This window comes from Streptomyces sp. NL15-2K, assembly GCF_030551255.1.
Lineage (GTDB): Bacteria > Actinomycetota > Actinomycetes > Streptomycetales > Streptomycetaceae > Streptomyces.
In genome coordinates this window covers 8,454,435-8,471,419 of record NZ_CP130630.1, presented here as the reverse complement: position 1 = coordinate 8,471,419, position 16,985 = coordinate 8,454,435, and the positions used below count along the sequence as shown (strand labels likewise).

At 70.6% G+C, this 16,985-nt stretch carries 9 protein-coding genes; 2 read left to right on the top strand and 7 right to left on the bottom strand.

What is annotated here, in order from left to right:
- Positions 1–8: 8 nt before the first annotated feature.
- Complete coding sequence (locus Q4V64_RS38120) at positions 9–2,138, top strand: alpha-galactosidase (protein ID WP_253266850.1); 2,130 nt, start codon at positions 9–11, stop codon at positions 2,136–2,138.
- 43 nt (positions 2,139–2,181) lie between these two features.
- Here Q4V64_RS38120 and Q4V64_RS38115 read toward each other — a convergent pair whose 3' ends face one another.
- The 7 genes from Q4V64_RS38115 to Q4V64_RS38085 all read right to left on the bottom strand — a co-directional run bounded on the left by Q4V64_RS38115 (position 2,182) and on the right by Q4V64_RS38085 (position 13,739).
- Positions 2,182–2,895: a hypothetical protein gene (locus Q4V64_RS38115; RefSeq protein WP_124438876.1), complete on the bottom strand. Its 714-nt coding sequence runs from the start codon at positions 2,893–2,895 to the stop codon at positions 2,182–2,184.
- 38 nt (positions 2,896–2,933) lie between these two features.
- A complete protein-coding gene (locus Q4V64_RS38110; protein ID WP_303713954.1) occupies positions 2,934–5,711 on the bottom strand; it encodes a glycoside hydrolase N-terminal domain-containing protein in 2,778 nt (925 codons plus the stop codon).
- A complete protein-coding gene (locus Q4V64_RS38105; protein ID WP_124438877.1) occupies positions 5,708–7,675 on the bottom strand; it encodes a beta-galactosidase in 1,968 nt (655 codons plus the stop codon). Before Q4V64_RS38105 ends, Q4V64_RS38110 begins: the two co-directional genes overlap by 4 nt.
- Positions 7,675–9,891, bottom strand: coding sequence for a sialidase family protein (locus tag Q4V64_RS38100; protein WP_124438878.1), 2,217 nt, complete (start codon positions 9,889–9,891; stop codon positions 7,675–7,677). Before Q4V64_RS38100 ends, Q4V64_RS38105 begins: the two co-directional genes overlap by 1 nt.
- Positions 9,892–10,045: 154 nt before the next feature.
- Positions 10,046–10,981 carry a carbohydrate ABC transporter permease gene (locus tag Q4V64_RS38095; RefSeq protein ID WP_124438879.1) on the bottom strand — a complete coding sequence of 312 codons (936 nt, stop codon included), beginning with the start codon at positions 10,979–10,981 and terminating at the stop codon, positions 10,046–10,048.
- Positions 10,978–12,027 carry an ABC transporter permease subunit gene (locus Q4V64_RS38090; RefSeq protein ID WP_124438880.1) on the bottom strand — a complete coding sequence of 350 codons (1,050 nt, stop codon included), beginning with the start codon at positions 12,025–12,027 and terminating at the stop codon, positions 10,978–10,980. Before Q4V64_RS38090 ends, Q4V64_RS38095 begins: the two co-directional genes overlap by 4 nt.
- A gap of 26 nt (positions 12,028–12,053) precedes the next feature.
- Entirely contained in the window at positions 12,054–13,739 is a 1,686-nt protein-coding gene (locus tag Q4V64_RS38085) for an extracellular solute-binding protein (protein WP_124438881.1), read from the bottom strand.
- A 341-nt stretch (positions 13,740–14,080) separates the two neighbouring features.
- Between Q4V64_RS38085 and Q4V64_RS38080 the strand changes: the two genes are divergently transcribed.
- Positions 14,081–16,936, top strand: coding sequence for a glycoside hydrolase family 3 C-terminal domain-containing protein (locus tag Q4V64_RS38080; protein ID WP_124438882.1), 2,856 nt, complete (start codon positions 14,081–14,083; stop codon positions 16,934–16,936).
- The last annotated feature ends 49 nt before the right edge of the window (positions 16,937–16,985 follow it).

Here is a 16,985-nt window from a genome sequence, read left to right as displayed (position 1 = left end):
GGACCACCTTGACCGGTACGGCGGATTCGGCGCGCAAGGCCTCCAACGACCGACAGTTCACGTTCAGTTGGGGTCATACGGCGCTGGAGGCCGAGTTCACCACCGCGGCGGACGGCACGCTGCGGCTGGTCCGGCTGGCCCGTCCAGGTGAGCCTTCATCGCCGGTGGGCCCGGAATCCACCCTCCCCCTCCTCGAACTGACCGCCCTCGGCCACGGCAGCGGCTGGTCCGGCCCGCGCTTCACCGGCACGGCCTTCGGTTCGCGGCTGAGATACCGGGACCACCTCAGCGGCAGCCGCGCCGACCGGGAGTGGCTGACCGTCGAACTCCACGACCCCGAGACCGGGTTGACGGCCTTCGTCGAGCTGACCTCCCCCACCGGCCTGCCCGTGCTCCGCTCCCGCGTCCGCCTCCGCAACGACGGCACGCGGCCCCTGGTCGTCCAGTCCGTCAGCAGCCTGCTGCTCGGCGGCCTGCCCTCCCCCGACGCCCTGGACGTGTACCGGGCGCGCAACGACTGGCTCGCCGAGTGCCGCTGGTACGCCGAGCCGCTGCGCGACACGGTCGCCGACATCAACGTAGGCGCCCACCAGCACGACAGCCGGGCCGCCCTCGTCCTCACCGGGCGCGGCAGCTGGCCGACCGACGGTCATCTGGCCATGGGGGCGGTCACGGAACGCGGCGGCGGCCGGACGTGGCTGTGGCAGGTCGAGTCCCCGGCCGGCTGGCGCTGGGACCTGGGCGAACGCGCGCACGGCACGTACCTGGCGCTGAACGGCCCCACGGACGCGGAGCACCAGTGGCGGGTCCGGCTCGCGCCGGGCGCGGAGTTCACGACCGTGCCGGGGGTGGTGGCCCTCGGTTCCGGGTTCGACGACGCGATGGGCGCGCTGACCTCGTACCGCCGTGCCGTGCGCCGCCCGCACCCCGACCACGAGGGGCTTCCCGTCGTCTTCAACGACTACATGAACACCCTGATGGGCGACCCGACGACCGAGAAACTCCTGCCGCTGATCGACGCGGCGGCGGCGGCCGGGGCGGAGTACTTCTGCATCGACTCCGGCTGGTACGACGACGACACCGAGGGCTGGTGGGACAGCGTCGGCGAGTGGCTGCCCTCGCCGCGCCGCTTTCCGGGCGGCGGGCTCCGGGCGGTCCTGGACCGGATCCGGGAGCGCGGCATGGTGCCCGGGCTGTGGCTGGAGCCCGAGGTCGTCGGCGTGCGCAGCCCGGTCGCGTCGGCCCTCCCCCCGGAGGCCTTCTTCCGCCGCGACGGCGTGCGCCTCGCCGAACAGGGCCGTCACCAGCTCGATCTGCGGCACCCGGCCGCCCGCGCCCACCTCGACAAGACGGTGGACCGGATCGTCGGCGACTGGGGCGTGGGCTACCTCAAGCTGGACTACAACATCGTGGTCGATCCGGGCACCTGTACCGACGGGGACATCGCGCCGGGGGCCGGGCTGCTCGGCCATGCCCAGGCGTATCTGGACTGGCTGTCCGAGCTCCTTGACCGGCATCCGGGGCTGGTCGTGGAGAACTGCGCCTCGGGCGGCATGCGGATGGACGGGGCCACACTCGCCGTCGCCCAGCTCCAGTCCACCAGCGACCAGCAGGATCCGCTGCGCTACCCGGCCATCGCCGCGGCGGCTCCGACGGCGGTCCCGCCGGAGCAGGGCGCCGTCTGGGCCTACCCGCAGCCCGCCTTCGACGACGACCTGATCACCTTCACGCTGGGCGGTGCGCTGCTGGGGCGGATCCATCTGTCCGGCCATCTGGACCGGATGTCGGAACACCAGCTCGGTCTGGTACGGGACGCGGTGGGCGCGTACAGGGCCATCCGGGGGGATCTCGGGAAGGCCGTGCCGTTCTGGCCGCTCGGTCTGCCGGGGTGGACGGACGAGTGGCTGGCACTGGGGATGAGGGTGCCGGGCGGTCCGTCGTACGTCTCGGTGTGGCGGCGCGGCGGTGAGCCGGAACTCCACCTGCCCATGGAGGGCTTGGGCAAGGACGTCCGTGCGGAGATCCTGCACCCGTCCGCGCCGGTCGCCGGCTCGGCGGCCTGGGACGGGGACGGACTGCGGGTGTCGCTGCCGCGCACGCCCGGCGTTCTGCTGGTCCGGCTCGTCCCAGGCGCGTAGAGCAGGGAGCCCGAGCCGGCTCGGCGCCGGCTCGGGCTGTCGCTCAACTGCTGCTGACGGTGAGGTTGTTCGTGGTGAAGTCCAGGCCGCCGGACGACGAGGTGACCTCGTAGCCGAACTGGACGTCACCGATGGTCTCGTTGCCCATCCACTTCTTGGTGTCCTTGATCCACTTCAGGATCGGCAGGATGTTGACGGTGCCGGAGTTGGAGTCGGACGTCCGCAGGAACGAGAAGACCTCGTTCGCTCCGTTGTTGCCCTTGTAGACGGTCCAGCTGTGGCCGCCGAGGGTCACGTTGCCCTGCGAGGTGCCCAGCGGGCCGACGGCCCCGTTGTAGTTGACCCAGAGCATGATCTCGTAGTCGTAGTCCGTGTCCCAGATGTCGTAGGACGTGTTGTACGCGCCGGACGACGGGACCGTGACGTTGTAGCTGCTGGAGAGCGAGCCGAGCGAGGTGATCGTCTTGTTGATCACCTTCTTGGAGTTGGGGTAGGACTTGATGCCGCCGGTGTTGGGGTGGTCGGCCCAGACGCCCCAGTTGGTGCCGGAGTTGGCCCAGATGCACTGGCTGCCGGCGCCGGAGCCCCAGATGTTGTTGTAGAGCGTGTAGCCGTTCAGGCTGGTGTTGCCCCACTGGTCGCAGGAGTTCCAGACGGCGGCCGAGGCGGGGGCGGAGGCCAGGCCGACGGTGACGCCGAGCGCGAGGGCCGGGGGCAGCAGGATCTTGCTGATCCGGCTCAGTGTGCGTGTTGCCATGGTGTCCCTTCCATGGGTGGGGGGAAATGCGGGGGGAGTTACCACGTCCTCAGGGCGAGGACGCGTTCTTCTCCGGCGACGAGGTCGAGCGGTTCGGCGCCGGAGGAAGTCCGGAGCTCGATGCGGTGGGTGCGCGTGGGGCGGACGACCGCGGTCGCTTCGTGCGGGCTCCAGGTCAGGTCGATCCCGGCCCCGAACCGGGTGCGGATTCCGTGCAGTTCGCCCTTCGGGTACGCCGTCGGAAGCGCGGGCAGCAGTACCAGCCGGTCCGGCGTCGACTGCACGAGCATCTCGATGAGCACGGCGGGCAGGGCGTGGGCGGCGTCCGCGTTGTAGACGTCGCGGTCCGGGTAGTGGGAGCTCATCAGGGAGGCGTGGAAGAAGTCGCCCTTGAGCACCTGGCCGAGGGCGTGCGCGACCCGTTGGCCGTCGCGCAGCCGGGCCGCGACGAGGGCGTGGTGGAGGTGGCCGTGGGCCGAGTCGTTCTCGGGGCCGCGGAGTTCGAGGGCGCGGTGGGCGGCTGCGGCTAGTGCCCCGGCAGGCAACGTTTGCCCGTTGAGGAGCGGCGTCCGGTGCGTGCTCTCGGCGTGCCGGCCGAAAGCTTTCGTACTGGACGTACTTGGGCTTTCGGCCGGTGCGGCGAGTGGGGGCACCTCCCACGCCTTTAGGGCAGTGGGGGAGCGTGCCGGGCGTCGCGACGGGGCGAACGTTGCCTGTCGGGGCACTAGGTCCGGGGTGTCGTACGGGGTGATCTCGTCGAGTGGCCAGACGCCGTAGAGGTGGCTGAGGTGGCGGTGGTCGTAGGTGTCGTCGAGTCCGGGCCGGGCCCATTCGGCGAGGGCGCCGTCGGCGTTGATCCGGTGGGGCGGGAGCCGGTCGGCCAGGGCACGCCAGCGGTCCGCCAGGTCCGGGTGGTACTCGGCGGCGGTGAGCAGGGCGTGCCGGGCGGCGGAGAGGTCCATGGCCGCGTTGATCGCGCCCCAGCTCGCGTTCGCCGGGCGGTTCTCGGGCGAGTAGGAGGGGACGACGACCAGGTGGCCGTCCTCGTCGGTGCGGGTGAGGAAGTCCTCGTAGAACAGGGCGACTCGGGCGAGAGCGTGGGCGGTGCGCGGGTCGCGTTCGCCGCGGGTCTCGTCGTGGTCGACGAGGGGCTTGAGCAGCCAGTCGGCGCCGGCGGTCCACAGGTGGAGCGGGTATTCGCGACTGAAGTGGTACGTCAGCCCGGACTCACCGTCGGTGTGCGCGGGCGCGACGACGCCGCGGGCGCCGAAGACGGCACGGGCGTTCTCGCTCCAGTCGTCCAGCTGGCGGTGAATCAGCGAGGCCAGGGCCTCGGTGACTTCGGGGAGTGCGGCGGCCGCTGCTGAGGCCGTCTGGAGGTTGAGGTTGGCGTCGTTGGTGAAGGCCCCCGACCAGGCCGTGTTCCAGTCGCCGGTCCACAGGCCGACGAGGCGGGGCGGGAGCATTCCGGAGGCCGACAGGAGGTGGTAGCGGCCGGCGGCGAAGAGGCGCTCCAGGAGGGCGGGGCTGTCGGGGTGGCCGAGCAGCTCCGAGCCGGGGAGGGCGCGTTCGGCGGGGTCGGCGTCCAGGTCGAGGGTCGCGCGCTCGTAGGCGGTGCGGTGGAGGGCGGTGTGGCGGGCCAGGAGGCCGGCGTACGGGTCCTCGTCGTCCGGGAGCAGGTCGCCGAGGGCGCGGGCGTGGGCGAGGGCGTCCGGCTCTTGGGCGGCCGGGCGGTCCGAGTGGCTTGCGGTCGGCCTGTCCGCGGGGCTTACGGTCGGCCCGTCCGCGGGGCTTACCGCCGACCCGTCCGCGGGGCTCACCGCCGACCCGTCCGCGGGGCTTACGGTCGGCCCGCCCGCGGGGCTCACCGCCGGCCCGCCCGCGGGGCTCACCGCCGGCCCGCCCGCGGGGCTCACCGCCGACCCGCCCGCGTGACTCACCGCCGACCCGCCCGCGTGACTCACCGCCGACCCGTCCGCGTGACTCACCGCCGACCCGCCCGCGTGACTCACCGCCGACCCCTCCGCGTTTGCGGCCGCCCCGTCCAAGCGGTGCAGGGCCGCCACGCCCGTGTGGCGTGCGGCTGCCCCGCTCGTGTGGCGCATGACGCGGGTGAGCAGCAGGACGGACTTCGCGCCGGTGACCCGTAGGCCGGGGGGCGTGAGCGACGTACTGCCGCCGGTGACCACGACGAGCGTCACTCCGGTGTACGCGCGGTCGCTGCCGGGGTAGCGGGCGCGCAGCGTGAGCAGGGCGCCCTCGGGGGTGAGGACGGCTCCGTGGCCGACGGCGAGGTCGTGGGGCGCGCCCGGGAGCCGGTGGTCGAGGGCGATGTCCAGGTCCGGTGCCGAGAGGTGGTGGACGATCACGTCGTCGGCGCGCGAGACGAAGACCCGGCTGCTGAAGCCCTCGCACTCCGCCGTCGCGACGCCGGTGGTGAAGTCGACGAAGCGGCGGTACCGGCGAGGTGCGGCGGGCCGGGTCGCGCGCAGCCGTATCTGGAAGGCCGGGTGGAAGGGCTGCACCCACTGGAGGTCGCGGCCGTCGGTGAAGGTCTCGGCGGCCGTCGGCTCTCCGGCCAGCAACCGGTCCTGCAGCGCGGGGAGTTCGGCGGCCAGCTGGGGCGGACGGGCGTGCTCCGAGCCGTTCGGGCGGACCAGGGTGTGGTGGGTGACGATGACGCGTTCGTCGTTCGGGTCACCGAACACAAGGGTGCCGTGGTGGCCGTTGCCGCTGAGGAAGGCGTCCTCCCAGCGGGCGGCCGGCTCCGGCTCCCAGGTGCCGTGGACCGGTCCGGTGACGGGGCTGTCGGTCATGGCTTGAGCACCGCCGCCCCGTAGCGGCCGAGGGTGAGCTCATCCTCGACGTCCGTCCCCGTCAGTACGTCGTGATGGGCCCCCGGCACCTCGACGGTCACGGACTCGCGCCCGTGGTTGAGGACGAACAGCAGGTCGCCGCGCCGGACCACCTCCACCCCGGCGGGGATCGCCTCCAGCACGGGACGGACACCGGCCTCGGCGGCCACGCCCGCGAGCAGGTCGCGCAGCGCCTCCGGCTCGGGGAGCGTCGAGACGTACCGGGCGCGGCCCTTGCGCAGCACCGCGGGCAGACCGTCCAGCTCCCCGCCCTTGTACGTGGCCTGCGCCTCGGCGTCCTCGGTCGGCTCGATCTCCTCCGACCACAGGGTGCCGCGGAAGCCGTCGCACTCGACGGTCTCCCCCGCGTCCAGCGGCCACCACTCGTGCAGCGTGCGGATGCCGAACAGCTCGCGCAGCCGGGCGTCCATCCCGCCGGGCCGCACCCGGTCGTCCTCGTCGGCGATGCCGGTCAGGAAGCCGCTGACGAGGGTGCCGCCGTTTTGTACGTACGCGGCGAGGTTGTCGATCGCCGCGTCCGTGAGCGCGTACAGCTGGGGGACGACCACCAGCTTGTACGCGCTCAGGTCGTGCTCGGGGTGGGCGAAGTCGGTGGTGAGGTGGGCCTCCCAGAGGGCGCGGTGCCAGGCTCTGAGGAGGTCGGGGTGGTCGACGTGCGTGGACAGGCGACCGTCCTGGGAGGCGGCCCACCAGGCGTGCCAGTCGTGCAGGATCGCGATGCCGTTGTCGCTGTGACTGCCCGCCACGTCGCCGCCGATCCTCGCGAGTTCGGCGCCGAGCTGCTTGACCTCCTGATACGTGCGGCCCTCCTCCCCCGCGTGGCTGACCATCCCGGAGTGGAACTTCTCGGCGCCCTGCCGGGACTGCCGCCACTGGAAGTAGCAGACCGCGTCGGCGCCGCGAGCCACGGCCTGGAGGGACCAGAGGCGGTTGAGTCCGCGGGGCTTGGGGTGGTTGACGCCCCGCCAGTTGACCGGGCCTGCCGCCTGCTCCATCAGCATCCAGGGGCCGCGGGCCTGGGAGCGGGTCATGTCCTGGACGAGGGCGCCGTTCCGGGCGCCGAAGGGGTCGCGGGGGTCGGGGTAGAGGTCGACCGAGACGACGTCCTCCTCCTCGACCCAGCGCCACGCGTCCTGACCGATCCACAGCGGCATGAAGTTGGTGGTGACGGGGATGTGCGGGGTGGCCCGGCGGACGATGTCACGCTCGGCGACGTAGCACTCCAGGAGCATGTCGGACGTGAAGCGTTTGAAGTCCAGCACCTGGCTGGGGTTCTTCAGGTAGTGGGCGTGGCGGGGCGTGTGGATCTCGTCCCAGGCGCCGTAGCCCTGGCTCCAGAAGGCGGTGCCCCAGGCGGTGTTGAGGGCGTCGAGCGTGCCGTACTTGTCCTGGAGCCAGCGGCGGAAGCGGGCGGCGGCCTCGTCGCTCCAGTCGTAGGTGCAGTACTCGTTGTTGATGTGCCACAGGGTGAGGGCCGGGTGGGTGCCGTAGCGGGCGGCGAGGTCCTCGGTGATGGCGGCGGCGTAACGGCGGTAGGTGGCGCTGGAGTGCGAGAAGTGCTGGCGGCCGCCCCACCACTCGGTGCGGCCGTCCTGGTCGACGGGCAGGGTGTCGGGGTGCAGGTGCCCCATCCAGGGCGGGGGCGAGGCGGTGGGGGTGGCGAGTACGACCCCGATGCCGTTGTCGTGCATCAGATCCATCAGCCGGTCCAGCCAGCCGAAGTCCCTTTCCCCCGGGCGGGGTTCGAGCTTCGCCCAGGAGAAGACGCCGAGGGTGACGGAGTTGACGCCGGCGTCCTTCATCAGACGGACGTCCTCGTGCCAGATCTCCTCGGGCCACTGCTCGGGGTTGTAGTCGCCGCCGTAGAGGATGCGGCCGTTCGCCACCGTGCTCAGGTCGGGCATCAGACGGGCTCCCCGTACTGGATTCCGCGCCCGTTGGTGGCGAGGTAGACACGGCCGTACACGCGCGGGTCACCGGTGATCGCCTCGCCGATCCAGCCCCACTGGTGGGCGTCGTCGTTGATCCGCACCCAGCTCTTCGCCCCGTCGTCGGAGCGATGGACGGCGGTGATGGCCTCGGTGGACCCGACCAGGTAGATCGCCGGGTAGTCGGCACCGTCCGCGGCCTTGCCGAAGCCGAGGCAGTACGAGGCCCAGCAGCTGGGGACCTTCGAGAACGTGGCGCCGCCGTCGGTGGACCGGTACAGCCCGTTCCACTTGGTGGACAGCCACAGGTCACCACTGCGTCCCGGCGCCGCGACCAGCTCGAACTGGCTGTCGCCGGAGGGCAGTCCGGTGGCGCGGGCGGTGAAGGTGAGGCCACTGTCGGTGCTGGCGAACAGCGTTCCCGTGTCGGTGTCGTACGCGTAGCAGAGCCTCGGGTCGGCCGGGTCGGCGACCGGCGTGGCGCCCTTCGGGAAGGAGGTGACCTCGGACCAGGTGACGCCGTTGTCCGCGGAGCGGTGGGCGGGGTACTTCGTGCCGTCCCAGTGCACGAAGACCCAGAGCAGCACGCTGCCGTCGGCGTTGGTGGCGATCGGCCCCGGTGCGTCCTTGGCGATGGCGGGCTGGGCCTTGAAGGGCGCCCAGGTCTGCCCACCGTCGTTCGAGTAAGCACCGTTGCCGTTGTCGCCCCAGCCGCTGCGGACCACGTACGCCGGCTTGGCCGAGGCCTGGGCGAGCCCCGTCGCCGAACCGAAGACGGGGTTCGACGCCATGCCGCGCGAGGGGGACGCCGTGAGCGACTCGTGGTACATCACGCCGATGTCTCCGTTGCCGCTGATCAGGTGCGCCGTTCCGACCGGGGGCGAGATCAGCTGGCGGGCGGACGCCTCCTCCAGGCCGCGGATCTGCGGGGCCCAGTTCTTCAGGTCCCGGGTGCCGTAGATGGTCGCGCCGGTGCCGTAGAGGACGTGCCGGGAGTCGTACGGGTCGAGGGCGAGGGCCTGGATCCACCAGCCGAACTTCGGCTTGTCCGCTCCCCACTTGAGGTAGGGGGTCTCAGAGACGTCGAAGACGGCCGTGTCCTTCAGGGACGTCCAGGTGCGGCCGCCGTCGGTGCTGCGGAACACCGTGTCGACCTCCGCCCACCGGTTGTTGGTGCTGACGACGAGCGTGCCGGGCCGACGGGCGTCGACGGCGACACCGCCGTAGCCGAAGGTGTCGGCCGAGCCGTCGGCGGTGGTGCCCCCCGGCTTCACGGGCGTGACCTCGGTCCACTTGCCGTTGAGGGTGCACAGCTTGTGCACGCTGCCGCTGGACTGCCCGTTGGGGCCGGGCGCGTTGGCGTACGTCACGTACAGGTGGCTGGTGCCGCGGTCGTAGGCGGCGCGGATCGGCACCTTGGCGGCGGTGCCGGAGGGCTGGCCGGGGACGGCGTTCCAGGTGCTGCCGTCGGTGGTGCGGAACAGGTTGGCGGTGGTGCCGTCGCTGTCGCCCCAGCCGGCGTAGACGACGCGCCCGGCGGCGATGAGGAGGGTGACGCCCTGGCCGCCCGCGCTCGGGCTGCCCGGGAAGCCGGAGGCGGTGGCCCAAGTGGCTCCCCGGTCGGTCGACTTCAGCAGCCCGTCGTGCCGGGTGCCCAGCCACAGGACGTCACTGTCGCGCGGATCGACGAGCAGCCGCTCGCCGGCGCCGCGCCCGTCCTCGTTGGCGCCGAGCTTCACATCGAGGTCGGTACGGGCCCAGGTGGCACCGCGGTCCTCGGACCGCAGGACGGCACCGTTGCCGGCCCAGGACTGGGCGTAGGTGCCGAGGGAGAGGTAGAGGCGGTTCGGGTGGGCGGGGTCGACGGCCATGGCCTCGACGCCGAGCAGGTTCCAGTCGTCCCAGCCGAGGTGGTCGGTCAGCGGGGCCCAGCTCGCGGTGCGGTCGTCCCACCGGTAGGCGCCACCGATGTCGGTACGGGCGTAGGCGAGGCCGCGGGCGGAGGGGTGGAAGAGGACGCCGGTGATGAAGCCGGTGCCGCCCATGACCGCGTTGCGCCAGCGGTAGGTGGGGGCGGCGGCGATGGTCTCCGCGGCCTGTGCCCGTCCGGGGAGGAACGGGACGGTGGTGAGCGCGGCGGCGGCCGCGGTCCCGGCGAGAACGGCACGTCGACTCAGGGGGGACGCGTGCATGACACATACCTCGTTCTACGAAAGGGGTGGGGAGACCTACCTACGGGCGCAGGCTGTGACGATTCAACGGCTCCGCCGCGTGGGCGGGACCAGCAACGACGGAGCCGAGGCCGGAAGACCGCAGAAGCTCCCGGTCACGCCACCCGCTCGGGCTTCAGCCCTTCACCGCACCGGTGAGCATCCCCTTCTTGAAGTGCTTCTGGACGAAGGGCGACAGCACGGCGACGGGAAGCAGAGCCATGACCATCACCGCCATCTGGATGGAGAGGGCCGAAATCTGACCGGTGTTGATCTGCGCGCTGAGCCCGACCGGACGCTCTTGCTTCTGCACGAGCTGGATCATGACGTTCTGCAGCGGCATCATGTCCTGGTCGGTGAGGTAGATGGAGGCGTTGAACCAGGCGCTCCAGTAGCCCACCGCGTAGAACAGGGAGATCACCGCGATCACGGCACGCGAGAGCGGCATGACGATCTGCCGCAGAATCCGGAAGTCCCCGGCTCCGTCGATCCGGGCACTGTCGATGAGCTCCTGCGAGATGTTCATGAAGAACGCCCGCAGGACCAGGATGTTGAAGACGCTGACCGCGCTGGGCAGGATCAGTGCCAGATAGGTGTCGGTCAGCCCGAGCGCCTGCACCAGCAGGTACGTCGGGATCAGCCCGGCGCCGAAGAACATCGTCGCGAGCAGGGTCATCAGGATCCAGCGGTGGCCGAGCGAGGCGGAGCGCGAGAGCCCGTAGGCGCACAGCACCGACACCGTCATGCTGAACAGCGTGCCGACGAGGGTGACGCCGAGGCTGACGAGCGCCGCGCGCTGGACCTGGCCACCGCTGAGCAGTTCCTGGTAGGCGATGAAGGTGATGTCCTTGGGGATCATCACCAGTCCGCCGGCTGCGTCGATGGTCTTCTTCGAGGACAGGCTCGTGACGATCACGATCCACAAGGGGAAGAGGATCGCGAAGCAGGCGAAGAAGAGCACGATACCCTTGGCCGCCAAACCGGCCTGGTTCGGTTTCTCCTCCCAGGCCGGCCGGGGCGGGGCCGCCCAGGGGCTCGGCTTCTTCACGGGCTTGTCGATGACGGCGGTCATTTCTTGTACACCCCCTGTTCGCCCATGAGATGAGCGACCTTGTTCGCCGCGAGGACGAGGGTCAGGCCGACGATGCCCTTGATCAGTCCGGCGGCGGCCGCGTAGCTGAAGTCCTGGTTACGGATGCCGTTCCACCACACGTACGTGTCGAGCACCTCCGACGCCTCCGGCCCGACCGCGTCGCGTTGCAGCAGCAACTGCTCGAAGCCGACGGTGAGGGCGTCGCCGACCCGCAGGACCAGCAGCAGGGCGATGACCGGCCGCAGCGCGGGCAGCGTGATGTGCCACATGCGGCGCCAGCGCCCGGCACCGTCCATCGCGGAGGCTTCGTACAGGTCGTTGCTGACGGAGGAGAGGGCCGCGAGGAAGACGATGACGCCCCAGCCCGCGTCCTTCCAGATGCCTTCGACCGTGACCAGGTACTTGAAGATCTCCGGGTCGGTCATGATGTCGAACCCGCCGCGTCCGTGATCGCGCAGGGTCTGCGCGATGATGCCCGCGCCGCCGAAGATCTGCTGGAAGACCGTGACCACCAGGACCCACGAGAAGAAGTGGGGCAGGTACAGGACCGCCTGGGCGACAGCCCGGACCCGGGGCCTGATCACGCTGTTGATGAGCAGCGCGAGCAGGATCGGCACCGGGAAGAAGAGCACGAGCTGCAGGAAGAACAGCACGAAGGTGTTCTGCACCGCGTGCCAGAACTCGGAGTCGGAGAAGACCCGTTCGAACTGCTCCAGGCCGACCCAGGGGCTCTCGAACATGGCGATGAAGCCGTTGTCGCTGAGATAGGGGTCGTAGTCCTGGAAGGCGACGATGTTGCCGAGGATCGGCACGTAGTTGAAGACGAGCACCAGCAGCACGGCCGGCACCGTCATCAGGACGAGCGTCCGGTCACGCCGGAAGCGGATCCGGAAGCTCAGCTTTCCAGCGCGTCTCCCGTTGTGTTTCCCGGCCGACCGGCCCCGCTTCGCAGCCCCGTCCGTCTTCGTCGTACCGTCCGTCGTCTGCGCCTCGGCCCTGCTCCGAGGCACCGTGCTGTGGGACACGGCCTTCTCCTTGCCTCAGCCCCGGGTCACTTAGCAGAACCGTTGTCGTCGAGCAGCTTCTTGTACCAGGCCCGCAGGTCGTCGCCGCCCTGCTTCTTCCAGTCGGAGACCGCCTGTTGCATGTCGCTGACCTTCTTGCGCCCGCGCACGATGTCGTCCTCGAGCTGCTCGAAGTCGTCGGCGAGGTTGGTCCAGCGGTTGGGCTCGGTGATGGTCAGCCCGTAGAAGGAGGACTTCTTCGTGAAGGCGCCCATCCTCTGCTGCCACTCGACCTGCTGCTTGGCTATCTCGGGCAGGTCCGGGTGGGCGATGTACGCGGCCGGGTCGCCGGTGTAGTCGAAGGCGCCGTTGACCTCGTTGACACCCTTGGTGCTCTTGGTCGGCACGCCGTCCTTCACCGTGTAGTCGGTGCCCTCGACGCCGTAGACGGTGAGCATGTACTCCTTGGTGCCGTACGGCGAGGCGCAGTAGTTGGCGATGGCGAGGAAGTCCTGGACGACCTGCTTGGACGCCTTCTTGCTGACGAAAGTGAAGATGTTCGCGGGCTGGACCGCCCACAAGGTCGGGTCACCGCCGTCGTGGCCGAAGATGTCCATCACACCCATCTCGAAGTTCTCGTTCTGGGTGCGCTGTTCGGCCGTCTTGCCCCACAGGGCGGAGAGGTCGTCGTTGTAGACGAGGGACTGGCCCGCGGTGAACCGGTTGCCCGCGACGCCCTGATTCGCCGCCTTGGCGTCGGGGTGGACCACGCCGGCCGCGTAGAGCTTGCGGGTCCACTCCAGGGCTTCGAGATACGCCTCGGTCTCGATCCGGTTGATCAGCTTGTCGCCCTCGAGGTTCCACCACAGCGCCTTCTCGCTGCCGCTCAGCGCCCCGAACATGTTGAACGCGGTCCATTTCATGTCGTCGCAGGCCCACACCTTCGCCTTGGCGTTGGTGGCCTCCTTCGCCCAGGCCAGGAACTCGTCCGCCGACGTGGGGAGTTCGTAGCCTTCCTTGTCGAAAACGTCCTTGCGGTAGAAGGGCGCGATGTTCACGACATACGAGGCGGGCATCGGGATCGCGCGCAGCTGGCCGCCGAAGATGGAGCGCTGCCAGGCGTCGGTGGGCACGGCCGCGAGGTTCGGGTAGTCCTTGACCTTGTCGCCGGAGAGGTACTCGCCGAGGTCCGCGAACTTGGCGTTGATGGCGCTTGGGATCTTGCCGTTCAGGTTCCAGCCCGGGACGACCACCACGTCCGGAATGTCGCTGGAGGCCAGAATGGCGCCCAGCTTCTCGTCGTAGGTGTTGCCGTCCTGGTTCTGCCAGCTGACGTCGACCCCGATGGCCTCGTTCATGGCCTTGTAGTACGGGTTGCCGTTCGACGGCGGCGTGCCCCAGAACGGAGCCATGATCTTGATCTTGCTGCCCTTGCCGAGCTTCTCGGGGACGGCGGTCTTCAGTGTGCTGAGGTCCAGCGGCTGGGTGAACCCCGCGGCCGAGCCGTTCTTCGAGGGGATGTCGGGGCTGACGACGTTCTGCGCCACGAAGGTCGGGAGGAGCTTCTTGGCGTCCTTCCCGGAGGTGGTTCCCTCCTTGCGGCCTTCCTGCGACCCCCCACAGGCGGCAAGCAGCGGCATCCCGCCCGCCACCGCGGCGGTGGCGACCGCCGTGGAGGCGAGGAAGCTTCTCCGGCTGGGCCCGGAGGAGGCGGAAGCGGCGTTCGGCGTCATTGCGTCAACCCTTCATGGCGCACCAGGACACCCGGCGGTGGGCCGTCGGCTGCGGTGTCTTGAGTGGAACTGGCTGAGCTGAAGCGGTCGTAGCGACTAGTCGAAGTAGTCGAAGCGCTTCGATGTTGCTGCGAGGTTAAGTGAACACCCAGGGGTGCACAAGGGTCACTTCCAAGATTCCTCCGAGGTGTGGAGGTCTGGACCGGACGCTTACGCGACTTGAAATGTCGGCAGGGAGTCCGACTTGTTGCCCCGGAGTGTCTTGACACCCGCCCCCGGATCGAATGAGCATCGAAGCGCTTCGAAAGCGCGTCGTCGCTCCATCGCAAGGGGAACCCCACGTGTCCGCACAAACGCCGCCCACGCCGCCTTTCCGCGATCCGCGTCTGCCGTTCGCGAAGCGCATCGACGACCTGCTGTCGCGGCTGACCCTCGACGAGAAGACCGGGTTCCTGCACCAGTTCGCGCCCGCCGTCGAGCGCCTCGGCATCGCCGCCTTCCGCACCGGCCAGGAGGCGCTGCACGGGGTGGCGTGGATGGGCCCGGCGACGGTGTTCCCGCAGGCGGTGGGCCTCGGCGCGACCTGGAACACGGATCTCGTACGACGGGTCGGCGAGGCGGTGTCCAAGGAGACCCGGGCGATGCGCGCCCGCGACGACCGCGTCGGCCTCAACGTCTGGTCGCCGACCGTCAACCTCCTGCGCCACCCCCTGTGGGGCCGCAACGAGGAGGGCTACTCGGAGGACCCGAAGCTCACCTCGGCGATCGCCACCGCCTACACACACGGCCTGCGCGGCGACCACCCGACGTACTGGCGCACGGCGCCGGTCCTCAAGCACTGGCTCGCGCACAACAACGAGACGGGCCGCGACATCACGTCCTCCTCCGTCCGCCCGCGCGTGCTGCACGAGTACGACCTGCGTGCCTTCCGCGAGACGGTCGAGGCGGGCGCGGTGGCCGGGGTGATGCCGGCGTACAACCTGGTCAACGGCCGCCCGAACCACGTCTCGCCCTACCTGCGCGAGCATCTGCGCGCCTGGACCGACGAGGACCTGCTGGTCTGCTCGGACGCGGGCGCTCCCTCGAACCTGGTCGACTCCGAGCACTACTTCGACACTCACGAGGAGGCCACGGCCGCCTCCCTCCTCGCCGGCGTCGACAGTTTCACCGACCACGGCACGGACAGCTCGCAGATCGTCGCGCGCGTCAAGGGGGCCCTGGAACGCGGTCTGCTGACGGAGGGCGACATCGACACGGCCGTACGCCGCCAGCTCTCGGTCCGTTTCCGGCTCGGCGAGTTCGACCCGCACGAGGACCCGTACGCCGACACCCGGGACTTCGACACCCCGGAACACCGGGCGCTCGCCCAGGAGGCCGCCGAGCAGGCGATCGTGCTGCTCAAGAACGACGGCGTGCTGCCGCTGGCTCCTGACACCCGCATCGCCGTGGTCGGTCTGCTCGCCGACGAGTGCAAGCTCGACTGGTACAGCGGCACCCTCATCCACCGCTCCACCCCGCTGGAGGGCCTGTACGAGCGGTTCGGCGCCGAGCGGGTGGAGTTCGCGGAGGGCGTGGACCGGCTCCGCCTGAAGACCCGTGCGGGTACGTTCCTTCACGTACCGCCCGCCCAGGACGCGGCCGACGAGGTGCGCGGCGCCGAGGGCGCCCTGGACCCGGCCCTCCTCGCGGGCCGCACGGACCTGCCCCCGCTCACCACGGACGCCACCGGCACCGAACTCGCGCTCGTCGACTGGGGCGAGGGCGTCCTCACGCTCCGCGCTCCCGACGGCCGCTACCTCTCGGTCGCCGAGGACGGCTACCTCCGTGCCTCCGCCGACCAGCCCGGAGGCTGGATCGTCCAGGAGACGTTCCGCCTGGAACCGCACGAGAACGGACACCTCCTCAGGCACGTCGGAACGGGTCGCCACGTCTCTGTCGCCGACGACGGAGTAAAGGTTGCCGACGAGAATCCGGAAACGGACGAGAAACCGGAAACGTTCGAGCTGATCATCGTCGAACGCGGTGAGGACGCGGTGACCCGGGTCACCGCACAGGCCGACGTCGTCCTGGTGGTCGCGGGCAACGACCCGCACATCAACGGCCGCGAGACCGAGGACCGTACGACGCTGCGCCTGCCCGCCCAGCAGGAGCGGCTGCTGCGCGCCGCCCGCGCCGCGAACCCGAACACCGTGCTGGCGCTGGTCTCGGCGTACCCGTACGCGGTCGACACCACCGACCTCCCGGCGGCGCTGTGGACGGCCCACGGCGGCCAGGCGGCCGGCACCGCCCTGTCCCGCGTGCTGGCCGGCGACGTCTCCCCCGCGGGCCGCCTGCCGCAGACCTGGTACGCCGACGACGCCGACCTGCCCGGCCTCCTCGACTACGACGTGATCGGCGGCCGCCAGACGTACCTCTACTTCGAGGGCACTCCGCTGTTCCCGTTCGGACACGGACTGTCGTACGCCTCGTTCTCGTACGGCGACCTGGCGGCACTGGTCGACGGCGATACGCTGCACGTCTCCTTCACGATCACGAACACCGGTGACGTCACCGCCGACGAGGTCGCCCAGCTCTACACACGCGCGGCGGACCCGACGGTCCCGCGCCCGCGCCGCGAGCTGACGGCGCACCGCAGGATCACCCTGGCCCCCGGCGCCCGATCGGAACTTACCTTCGAACTCCCGCTGTCCGTCTTCGCGTTCTGGGACGTGGCCCAGGGCCGGTGGCGCCTGGAGCCGGGTCCGTACGACATCCTGGCCGGCGCCTCCAGCGAGGACATCCGCCTCCGTACGACCGTGCTGCTCGACGGCGAGCCCGCCGCCCCGCGTGCCGTCCGCGAACGCGGCCTGGACGCGGCGCACTTCGACGAGCAGAGCGGCGTCGACATCGTGGACCGTACGAAGACCTCGGGCGACGCGGTGACGGCGGCGGAGGGCCGGACCGGTGAACTGCTCTACCGGAACTGCGACTTCGGCGGCGGTGTCACGGAGATGACCGCGACGGTGGTGGGTGCGGGCGCGGTCGAGATCTCGCTGGACGGCGGCCCGGTCCTCACCACCCTGACGGCCGACGGGGCGGACTCCGGCCCGTACGACTACTCCACGCTCGGCGCCGGGATCGCCGCCGAGGGTGTGCACGACGTCCACCTCAGGCTGCGCGGCCCGTTGCGGCTCGCGCATGTCGGCTTCTCCGGTTGAGGGTCCGGACCAGGCCGACACACAAGAAGGGGCCCGGCACCGGAAGGCA

Excerpts from the sequence above, each read along its gene's own strand:
- Q4V64_RS38100 (WP_124438878.1), bottom strand. The coding sequence starts at position 9,891 with ATGCACGCGTCCCCCCTGAGTCGACGTGCCGTTCTCGCCGGGACCGCG.
- Q4V64_RS38095 (WP_124438879.1), bottom strand. The coding sequence starts at position 10,981 with ATGACCGCCGTCATCGACAAGCCCGTGAAGAAGCCGAGCCCCTGGGCG.
- Q4V64_RS38115 (WP_124438876.1), bottom strand. The coding sequence starts at position 2,895 with ATGGCAACACGCACACTGAGCCGGATCAGCAAGATCCTGCTGCCCCCG.
- Q4V64_RS38110 (WP_303713954.1), bottom strand. The coding sequence starts at position 5,711 with ATGACCGACAGCCCCGTCACCGGACCGGTCCACGGCACCTGGGAGCCG.
- Q4V64_RS38105 (WP_124438877.1), bottom strand. The coding sequence starts at position 7,675 with ATGCCCGACCTGAGCACGGTGGCGAACGGCCGCATCCTCTACGGCGGC.
- Q4V64_RS38085 (WP_124438881.1), bottom strand. The coding sequence starts at position 13,739 with ATGACGCCGAACGCCGCTTCCGCCTCCTCCGGGCCCAGCCGGAGAAGC.